The 923-nt window shown below is 48.2% G+C and carries 1 protein-coding gene; it reads right to left on the bottom strand.

Annotation, left to right across the window (positions count from 1 at the left end; genetic code table 11):
• Positions 1-231: ParA family protein (locus BN93_RS15945; RefSeq protein ID WP_044261209.1), on the bottom strand; the 231-nt coding region annotated here is incomplete at its 3' end.
• Positions 232-923: the final 692 nt, after the last annotated feature.

Here is a 923-nt window from a genome sequence, read left to right as displayed (position 1 = left end):
TTCGGAGAATTGGGTGGCTGCCAATTCTTGCAGCGCGGGGTTGCGATCTACGCCCTGTGCGTCACGCTGACGCATGGCATTGATGCTGAATTGCGGATAGTCGCAATCCACCACAATAAGGTTGTACCCGCAGGCATAGTGCAGGTAACTTGCCGTCAAGACCGTAAAGGTCGTTTTGCCGACACCGCCCTTCTGGGTGGAGAAGGCAATGAAAACTGGTTTCTTTTTCATTTCATTTTCTGTTTAATGGTTCTACATATATGTGAGGAAAGGCGCATGCACGCCTTGGTTTGTTTCCTTGAAAAAGCAGATATGGAAACGAGTCTGTGAGGGAATAAATCCCCGGACAGGCATATGGTAAGGTATTCCAATAAGGGAACATAGACCCGCCTTTCGGGATATGTCCCTCCCTGTATAAGGGTGGAGCTATATGACGGGAGGCATACTTGCACACGTCCACCCATCCATATGTCCACACTTGTACCCTTGCGCAAGGGTGTGAGGGGTGACGGGTGCAATAACTTGTACACATTCTCATTCCTATTTCCATTTCCGTAATTGTCTGTTCAAATGGCTGCGGACAGGTTTTCAGACTTGGGCAGGCAGGTATGTCCACCAACCTGCAAACACCTGTTTGACGGGGCAAATATAGAAGCCTTTATCCCCTTGTTTCTGCCCTTTTTGCTAACTGCGTACTTGTGGCTTCGATTTGCGTATTTGTGGCTCCGTAAGAGGTAAGTGATTTAGGCACAACGCTTAGTAACTTTGCACCCAAGCGGTAAGCCGAAGTCTTCGAGGCATAAAGCGTTCTTTTTTGAGGGACTCGACTTCCGTCCTTCACGGACGGATTTATTTGCGCCGGAGCAAATAGCAAGATATGTCCTGCGTTACTCGAAATAAATTCGGTAACTCAGAACTCTTGC

This window comes from Prevotella conceptionensis 9403948 (assembly GCF_000312305.1).
Lineage (GTDB): Bacteria > Bacteroidota > Bacteroidia > Bacteroidales > Bacteroidaceae > Prevotella > Prevotella conceptionensis.
Note: the sequence above shows the minus strand (reverse complement) of the source record. Positions and strands in the feature narration are given on the sequence as shown.